Raw genomic sequence first — 1,570 nt, 5'->3', positions numbered from 1 at the left:
TCGGGGACCGGCGATTCATCTCCCACCTACGCTGGGCCATGCCCTGAGACGCTTAGAGGTGGGAGAATTCTCGCCTAAATAAGTTAAAAAATGTCAATTCATAATAGATTTCATAAGCGGATGAAAAAGATAGTGCCTTCCTTTTCTTTCATCTTTGTTCAAAAAAGAGCACAAGCCACTCGAAAAGTGACCTGTGCTCATGCCTTCTTCTTCGTCCCTTGAAAGGCGAAAAACATCGCGATACCGATGCCGAGCCCGATCCACCAATTGTCGAAGATCAAACCGAATATGACGATGAAGGCGACGGCGACCGGGAGTGCCAAAAAACCACGTTGTCGATTCATGCTCATCCATCCTTTCTTGCGCTTCATTTATTTCTTCCCGAAACCGGGACACCTCATTCTTGTTGATAGCGTTTTCATAAAAACGGCTCTATATCAACGTTTGTCTAATTAATGAACAGTATTATTTTCATGTGAAATAGTGAGCAAAAACATATGGCGCATCAAAAGGGACCCTGCTATATTTGAATTGTGATAAATTTCACAATAATTCATTCATTATCCGTCATATATAGGAGGAACATCAAAATGATCACATTCTTCATCGCATTAGGATTACTATTGCTCGGTTATCTCGTTTACGGCCGCTACGTCGAGAAGACGTTCGGCATCAAGGAGGAGCGGACGACGCCCGCCTACGCGTCACAGGACGGCATCGACTACGTGCCGATGGGCAAGAAACGCAACTCGATGATCCAGCTGTTGAACATCGCCGGCGTCGGGCCGATCTTCGGGCCGATCATGGGGGCGCTCTATGGCCCGGTCGCGTTCCTCTGGATCGTCTTCGGGTCGATCTTCGCCGGGGCCGTGCACGACTATTTGACGGGCATGATCTCGCTCCGCAACAACGGGGCGCACTTGCCGCAGCTCGCCGAGAAGTTCCTCGGTCGCTCGCTCCGCCATATCGTCAACGGGTTCGCCTTGCTCTTACTTCTCTTGGTCGGGACGGTGTTCGTCACGTCACCGAGTAACATGATCAACAACTTGTTCGGTGGGGACGCGTCGACGCTCGTCTTCGTCATCTTCGCCATCTTCGCTTACTACATTTTGGCGACGCTCCTCCCGGTCGACAAGATCATCGGCCGCATTTACCCGTTCTTCGGCGCGCTCCTGTTGATCAGCGCCGTCGGCATCGGGGTCAGCCTGTTCGCACAGGGCTACAAGGTGCCGGAGATGTCACTGACGAACATGCATCCGGACGGCCTGCCGATCTGGCCGCTCCTCTTCTTCACGATCTCATGTGGGGCGCTCTCTGGCTTCCATGCGACCCAGTCGCCGATCATCTCGCGGACGACGATGAAGGAGAGCAACGGGCGCTCGATCTTCTACGGCATGATGATCGTCGAGGCGGTCATCGCGATGGTATGGGCCGGTGCGGCCATGGCCATCTTCGAGCCGGGTGAACTGCTCGGCATGATCCAGGCCGGTACCCCGGCACTCGTCGTGCAAGAAGTGGCGACGCTCATGCTCGGCAGCATCGGCGGCACGCTCGCGATCCTCGGTGTCAT

Annotated in this window: 2 protein-coding genes; one reads left to right on the top strand and one right to left on the bottom strand. The window is 53.7% G+C overall.

Annotated features, from left to right (window positions below; genetic code table 11):
* Window positions 1-197: 197 nt before the first annotated feature.
* Window positions 198-344: a hypothetical protein gene (locus L971_RS15095; RefSeq protein ID WP_167601145.1), complete on the bottom strand. Its 147-nt coding sequence runs from the start codon at window positions 342-344 to the stop codon at window positions 198-200.
* A 246-nt stretch (window positions 345-590) separates the two neighbouring features.
* On the opposite strand from L971_RS15095, the gene L971_RS14715 reads away from it, so the two are divergent.
* The coding region (locus L971_RS14715) for a carbon starvation CstA family protein (protein WP_047376483.1) at window positions 591-1,570 on the top strand (980 nt) is incomplete at its 3' end.

It is taken from the genome of Exiguobacterium sp. ZOR0005, assembly GCF_000798975.1.
In the GTDB taxonomy this organism is placed as follows: domain Bacteria; phylum Bacillota; class Bacilli; order Exiguobacteriales; family Exiguobacteriaceae; genus Exiguobacterium; species Exiguobacterium aurantiacum.
This window is presented reverse-complemented; position numbering and strand designations above follow the sequence as displayed.

Coding starts and splice junctions, on each gene's coding strand:
- L971_RS15095 (WP_167601145.1), bottom strand. CDS start 344: ATGAATCGACAACGTGGTTTTTTGGCACTCCCGGTCGCCGTCGCCTTC.